This window comes from Sphingomonas sp. (assembly GCF_031380695.1).
Taxonomy (GTDB): Bacteria; Pseudomonadota; Alphaproteobacteria; order Sphingomonadales; family Sphingomonadaceae; genus Sphingomicrobium.
The window spans coordinates 1-6,446 of sequence record NZ_JANMWY010000014.1 but is presented as its reverse complement, the minus strand read 5'-3'; the positions used below and the strand labels follow the sequence as shown (position 1 = coordinate 6,446).

8 protein-coding genes are annotated in these 6,446 nt (G+C 65.3%); 6 read left to right on the top strand and 2 right to left on the bottom strand.

Features of this window, described 5'->3' with window-relative positions:
* Positions 1-31: 31 nt before the first annotated feature.
* A complete protein-coding gene (locus RMN84_RS00460) occupies positions 32-1,558 on the bottom strand; it encodes an acyl-CoA carboxylase subunit beta (RefSeq protein WP_309610246.1) in 1,527 nt (508 codons plus the stop codon).
* Positions 1,559-1,688: 130 nt separating this feature from the next.
* Here RMN84_RS00460 and RMN84_RS00455 point away from each other — a divergent pair, with 130 nt between their 5' ends.
* The gene (locus tag RMN84_RS00455) at positions 1,689-2,456 is read left to right on the top strand and encodes a histidine phosphatase family protein (protein ID WP_309610244.1); all 768 of its coding nucleotides are present in this window, start codon (positions 1,689-1,691) and stop codon (positions 2,454-2,456) included.
* Here the strand turns inward: RMN84_RS00455 and pyk are convergent.
* Positions 2,453-3,919, bottom strand: coding sequence for a pyruvate kinase (gene pyk, locus RMN84_RS00450; RefSeq protein WP_309610243.1), 1,467 nt, complete (start codon positions 3,917-3,919; stop codon positions 2,453-2,455). The two genes, RMN84_RS00455 and pyk, sit on opposite strands and share 4 nt — an antisense overlap.
* 124 nt (positions 3,920-4,043) lie before the next feature.
* On the opposite strand from pyk, the gene RMN84_RS00445 reads away from it, so the two are divergent.
* From RMN84_RS00445 to RMN84_RS00425, 5 genes are all read left to right on the top strand, one after another.
* Entirely contained in the window at positions 4,044-4,286 is a 243-nt protein-coding gene (locus tag RMN84_RS00445; protein ID WP_309610242.1) for a DUF2312 domain-containing protein, read from the top strand.
* Positions 4,287-4,309: 23 nt separating this feature from the next.
* A complete protein-coding gene (locus tag RMN84_RS00440) occupies positions 4,310-4,867 on the top strand; it encodes a DUF1003 domain-containing protein (RefSeq protein WP_309610241.1) in 558 nt (185 codons plus the stop codon).
* A gap of 58 nt (positions 4,868-4,925) precedes the next feature.
* Entirely contained in the window at positions 4,926-5,669 is a 744-nt protein-coding gene (locus RMN84_RS00435) for a YebC/PmpR family DNA-binding transcriptional regulator (RefSeq protein WP_309610240.1), read from the top strand.
* Positions 5,670-5,776: 107 nt separating this feature from the next.
* On the top strand, positions 5,777-6,247 hold the full coding sequence (locus RMN84_RS00430) for a hypothetical protein (RefSeq protein WP_309610239.1): 471 nt from the start codon (positions 5,777-5,779) through the stop codon (positions 6,245-6,247).
* 10 nt (positions 6,248-6,257) lie between these two features.
* Positions 6,258-6,446 (top strand): crossover junction endodeoxyribonuclease RuvC (locus RMN84_RS00425; protein WP_309610245.1); only part of this gene is annotated, 189 nt, incomplete at its 3' end.

The window sequence follows — 6,446 nt, the reverse complement described above, 5'->3', positions numbered from 1 at the left end:
GATGGCGGCGTATGTGCTCATTCATTGCCCTCTAGAGCGGAATGTTGTCGTGCTTCTTCCACGGATTTTCCAATTGTTTATCGCGGAGTTTGCGTAAGCCCAGCGCCACCCTTCTACGCGTCGAATGGGGCATGATCACCTCGTCGATGAAGCCCTTGCTCGCCGCCACGAACGGGTTGGCGAAGCGCGCTTCATACTCCGCCGTCCGCTCGGCGATCTCCTCCGCCGTCTTGCCCCGAAAGATAATCTCGACCGCGCCCTTCGCGCCCATCACCGCAATCTCGGCGGTCGGCCACGCATAGTTCAAATCGCCGCGCAGATGCTTCGACGCCATCACGTCATAAGCTCCGCCATACGCCTTGCGCGTGATCACCGTGATCTTCGGCACCGTCGCCTCGGCATAGGCGAACAGCAATTTGGCGCCATGCTTGATGATCCCATTATGCTCCTGCGCGACGCCGGGCAGGAACCCCGGCACATCGACAAAACTCACCAGCGGGATATTGAACGCATCGCAAAAGCGAACGAACCGGGCCGCCTTCTTCGACGAGTTGATGTCGAGGCATCCCGCCAGCACCATCGGCTGGTTCGCGACCACGCCGACCGTGCGTCCTTCAATCCGACAGAAGCCGATGATGATGTTGCCGGCATGCCTGGGCTGCAGCTCGAAGAAATCGCCTTCGTCCGCCACCTTCCGGATCAGTTCGTGCATGTCATACGGCGTCACCGCGCTCGGCGGGATCAGCGTGTCGAGGCTGTCCTCGCGCCGGTCCCACGGATCGTCGGTCGGCCGCTCGGGCACCTCGTGCCGGTTCGATCGCGGCAGATAGTCGAAGAACTCGCGCGTCGCCAGCAGCGCGTCGATGTCGTTCTCGAACGCCACGTCGGCGACCCCCGACTTGGTCGTATGGGTCACCGCCCCGCCCAATTCTTCCTGCGTCACCACCTCGTTGGTCACCGTCTTGACCACCTCGGGTCCGGTGACGAACATGTACGAGCTGTCCTTCACCATGAAGATGAAGTCGGTCATCGCCGGGCTATACACCGCCCCACCGGCGCACGGCCCCATGATCAGGCTGATCTGCGGCACCACTCCGGACGCCAGCACATTGCGCTGAAACACCTCGGCATAGCCGCCCAGGCTGGCAACGCCTTCCTGGATGCGCGCACCGCCGCTGTCGTTGAGCCCGATGACCGGAGCGCCAACCTTCATTGCCGCGTCCATGATCTTGCAGATTTTTTGCGCATGCCGCTCGCTGAGCGACCCGCCGAACACCGTGAAATCCTGCGCGAAAACATAGACTAGCCGCCCGTTGATCATGCCGCTGCCGGTGACCACCCCGTCGCCAGGAAACTTCTGCTCCTCCATCCCGAAGTCAGCGCAATTATGCTCGACGAACATGTCGACTTCCTCGAGGCTCTCGGCATCGAGCAGCACTGACAGTCGCTCGCGTGCGGTCAGCCGTCCCTTGGCGTGCTGCGCCGCGATGCGCTTCTCGCCGCCGCCCAACTTCGCCGCTTCACGCCGCGCCTCCAATTGCTCGATCGTCGTCGCCATGCCGTCTCCGCTCAACTTTGCCGATGCCATTCCACCGCATGGCCGCGCCGTCAAATCATCGCGGTCATGCGCGACTGCTGGACGGAGCCTTCGCGCCGCTCCATGCTTTCACCTCGTCGAAGGAGCGCGCATGCAACGACCCCATTGGCCCGATCGTCTATGGCTGGTCCGTCACGGCCAGAGCCAGGGCAATGTCGCTCGCGACGTGGCGCAGGAGGCCGGTCACTCGGTCATCGCACTCGACCTGCGCGACGTCGACGTGCCGCTGTCCGATCTCGGCCATCGCCAAGCCGAGGCGACCGGCCGCTGGTTCGCCGCACTGCCTGAGGATCAACGCCCCGAGATTCTGCTGTCATCGCCCTATGTCCGCGCCCGCCAGACGGCCGAAGCAATCTGCGCCGCGGGCGGGCTTTCCGGCGGGGCCAGGGCGACCGTCCTCGACGAGCGACTGCGCGAGCGCGAGTTCGGCGTGTTCGACGGGCTGACCGGACGCGGCATCCGCGAACGCTATCCTGACGAAGCCGCGCACCGCGTCAAGATGGGCAAATTCTACCACCGCCCACCCGGCGGCGAGAGTTGGGCCGACGTCATCCTGCGCCTGCGCAGTTCGCTCAACAGCATGTCGTTGCAATATGAAGGCCGCCGCGTCCTGATCGTCTGCCATCAGGTTGTCGTGCTATGCCTGCGCTACGTGCTGGAGGAACTCACCGAAGCGCAGATCCTCGACATCGACCGCCAGGCGGAGATTCTCAACTGCGGCATCTGCGCCTATGATTTCGCCGAGGACGCCACGGGGCTGTGCGTCCCCAGCCTCGCGCTGTGGAACCACGGCGCACCAATGGATAGCGACGGCGCAGAGCAGACCAGCGCGCCCGACCTGATGGCGGGGTCGCGCTAGCCGCTGTTCTGATTGTGCAGCTCCAGCTCGTCGCCAACCAGTCGCACGACGTGCAGCACATTGGTTGACCCTGCCGTCTTGAACGGCACCCCGGCCAGAATCACCAGTCGCTCGTTCGCCCCGGCCAACCCGTGGCGCAGCGCCATGCGCTTGGCCTTGGCGACCATCTCCTCGAAGCTCGCCACGTCGCGAGTGTGGACGGCGTGGACGCCCCACTGCAGCCCCAACCGCCGCGCGACTTCCAGGCTCGCGGTCATCGCCAATATCTTGACCGGTGGGCGCTCCCGGGCAATCCGCCGCGCGGTCGAGCCGCTGGTCGTGTAGCACACCATCGGTCCGGTCTTGAGGCTGGTCGCGATCGAACGCGAAGCGTCGGCCAGCGCGTCCGCTGCGGTTGCCTCGGGCACCGTTTCGGTGAAATGAATCCGCGCCGCATAGACCGGGTCGCGCTCGACGGTGCAGCCGATGCGGTCCATCATCTCTACCGCCTCGATCGGAAACTGGCCCGCCGCGCTTTCCGCCGACAGCATCACCGCATCCGCGCCATCATAGATGGCGGTGGCGACGTCGCTGACCTCGGCCCGGGTCGGGGTCGGCGAGACGATCATCGATTCCAGCATCTGCGTCGCGACGACCACCGGCTTGCCCAGCTGCCGCGCCCGGGCGACGATCCGGTTCTGCAGCGGCGGCACGCTTTCGGGCGGCAATTCGACGCCCAGATCGCCGCGCGCCACCATCACCGCGTCGGCCAGCGCGAGGATCTCGTCGAGCCGGTCGATCGCCTGCGGCTTCTCGATCTTGGCGAGCAGCCCGGCGCGGTCGCCGACCAGCTTGCGCGCCTCGGCGACATCTTCGGGTCGTTGGACGAACGACAACGCGATATAATCCGCCCCTTGCTCCAGCGCGAACTGCAGGTCGCTGCGGTCCTTGTCGGTCAGCGCCGGAATCGGCACCAGCACGTCGGGCACGTTGACACCCTTGTGGTTGCTGACCCTCCCGCCAACTTCGACCACCGCGCCGATCTTGCGTGCCTCGACCGCTGCGATCTTCAACCGCACCTTGCCGTCGTCGATCAGCAGTCGGTCGCCCTTGCGCGCCGCCGCAAACAGCTCGGGGTGGGGCAGCTCGACGCGGTTGGCACCTCCTGGAACCGGGCTGTCATCGAACACGAACATCGTGCCTTCCTTCAGCACCGCCGACCCGCCGGCGAAATTGCCGACGCGCAGCTTTGGCCCCTGAAGGTCGAACACGATCGTCGTCGCCCGGCCCAGTCTCTGCTCCAGCGCGCGGATCGCGGTCACCAGCTTGACCTTGTCGGACTGCTCGCCGTGACTCATGTTGATCCGGAATGCGTCCGCCCCGGCGCGCATCAATTTCTCGATCATCTCGGGCGTCGCGCTCGCCGGGCCCAGTGTCGCCAGGATCTTCACCTTGCGGTCGCGCGGTTTCATCACTTCGCTCACGGATACCCCATTCCTCGTTCGCGCCGCCATAGGCTGTTGCGCGCACCGTTCAACCGACCTTGAGCGCAGCGCGCCGCTCCTTTAACGCCCGGTCGACTTTTCACCCAAGGGAATCGGAATCATCATGAGCGAAGCTAATGTCGCGGCCGACCAGCTGCGGCTGTTCATCGAACGGATTGAGCGGCTTGAAGAAGAAAAAAAGGGCATCGCGGACGATGTGAAGGACGTCTATGCCGAGGCCAAGTCGACCGGCTACGACACCAAGACGATGCGCAAGGTCGTCGCCCTGCGCAAGCTCGAGTCCCACGTCCGCGAGGAAGCCGACGCGCTACTCGAAACCTACCGAACGGCGCTGGGGCTGGCCTGAGCGCATGACCTTGGGAGGTCGGCATGGATGACGACAAACTGCTCGGTTCCTGCCCGACATCGGCCGACCTCGCCCGGGCAATGCTCGACGATCCCGACCAGCCCAATGGCCCGCTCGAGCGTGAAATTCTCGAAGGTATCGTCGCCGGCAAGGCGCGGTCTGGACGCGCCGACGCCTATTCGATGGAGCACGCCACGCGCGGTGAACGGCTTGCCGACCGGGTGGCGGCGGTCGGCGGATCGTGGGGCTTCATCATCGCGTTCGGTGTGGTGCTGTTCGGCTGGATGATCATCAACTCGGCGATACCGCACCAGCTCGGACTGCGGTTCGACCCCTATCCGTTCATTTTCCTCAACCTGCTGCTGTCGATGCTCGCCGCGATCCAGGCACCGATCATCATGATGAGCCAGAACCGCCAGGCAACCAAGGATCGGCTCGCCGCGCGCCTCGATTTCGAAACCAATTTACGCGCCGAACTCGATATCGAACGACTGCACTACAAGATCGACGCGATCCTCGCCCAGCGGATCGACGCGCTCGGCGTCGAAGTCGACGAGCTGCGTGACCTCCCGCAAGGTTGAGCCTTCGCCCCGGCCCGTCTAGGGCGTGGCGAGCAAATCCCACACCCAAAGGTTTCCCGTGGCCGGCCATTCGAAATTTAAGAACATCATGCACCGCAAGGGCGCGCAGGACAAAAAGCGCGCCGGCATATTTTCCAAACTCTCGCGCGAAATCACCGTCGCGGCCAAGAGTGGGATGCCCGACCCGGACATGAACCCGCGGCTGCGCGCGGCGATCAATGCCGCCAAGGCGCAGTCGGTGCCCAAGGACAATATCCAGCGCTCGATCGACAAGGCCAGCCGCGGCGACGCCGAAACCTATGAGGAAATCCGCTACGAAGGATTCGGCCCCGGCGGCGTGTCGCTGATCATCGAGGCGCTGACCGACAACCGCAACCGCACCGCCACCAATGTCCGCACCGCTGTCAGCAAGAATGGCGGCAACCTCGGCGCGTCGGGCAGCGTCAGTCACGCCTTCGACCGCATGGGCCTGATCAGCTACCCGGCCACCGCCGGCGATCCCGACACGGTCTTCGAAGCGGCGTTGGAAGCGGGCGCGGAGGACGTCGCCTCGTCCGACGACGGCCACGAGATCTGGACCGACATCGGCGCCCTCCACGAAGTCGCCAAGGCACTCGAACCCGTGCTCGGCGACGCCGAAGGCGCGAAACTCGCCTGGCGCCCGCAAGTCATGGTCGACGTCAACGAAGCCGACGCCGCCACCCTGCTCAAGCTGATCGACACGCTCGACGAAGATGACGACGTCCAGCAAGTCTGGGGCAATTACGAGGTCAGCGACGAGATTATGGAGAGGCTCGGCTGATCGCCACCCTTGTCAGCATCGCCCATGGCTGGACCCCCGACATTGGCGATCCGACGCCGCTCGGCTGGGCCACCGTCATCGCTTATGGTGTCGCGGCGCTGCTCGCCGTGCTGGCGGCGCGGCGCTCGCGGCCCGATCGCCGCTTCTGGTCGGCGGTCGCCCTGTTGCTCGTCGCGCTCGGCATCAACAAGCAACTCGACCTGCAATCGCTGTTGACAACGGTCGCCCGAAACCTCGCCCATGCCCAGCATTGGTATGATCAGCGGCGGACCTACCAGACGCTGTTCATCGCGCTGCTGGTCGGCCTCTGCCTGATCACCGTCCTCTTCCTGTGGCGCCGCACCCGTCGCTCCTCGGGGCCGGTCCGCGCCGCACTGGTCGGAATCGTCGTCCTGCTTGGCTTCATCGCGGTCCGCGCGGCGTCGTTCGACCATGTCGACGCGCTGCTGATGGACCGCATCGGCGGCTGGCGGCTCAACTGGCTGCTCGAGCTCGGCGGGATCGCGCTGATCGGTCTGCCCGCCGCCGTCGCCGCCAGTTCGGCCCCGCGCGGTGCACGCACCCGTCTTCGGCGGTGATCATGCGCAGATGATCATCTTGGGCCTCGACCCCTCCCTCTCCTCGACCGGATGGGGGCTGATCCGCGCCGAGGGCAATCGCCTCACCCACCTCGCCAACGGCCAGCTCAAGACCAGCGCCAGCGAACCCTTGCCCCAACGCCTGTCCCATCTCGCCACCATGCTCGACGCGGTCATCGCCGATCATCACCCCGACAGC

Coding starts and splice junctions, on each gene's coding strand:
- RMN84_RS00445 (WP_309610242.1), top strand. CDS start 4,044: ATGAGCGAAGCTAATGTCGCGGCCGACCAGCTGCGGCTGTTCATCGAA.
- RMN84_RS00460 (WP_309610246.1), bottom strand. CDS start 1,558: ATGGCGACGACGATCGAGCAATTGGAGGCGCGGCGTGAAGCGGCGAAG.
- RMN84_RS00455 (WP_309610244.1), top strand. CDS start 1,689: ATGCAACGACCCCATTGGCCCGATCGTCTATGGCTGGTCCGTCACGGC.
- RMN84_RS00440 (WP_309610241.1), top strand. CDS start 4,310: ATGGATGACGACAAACTGCTCGGTTCCTGCCCGACATCGGCCGACCTC.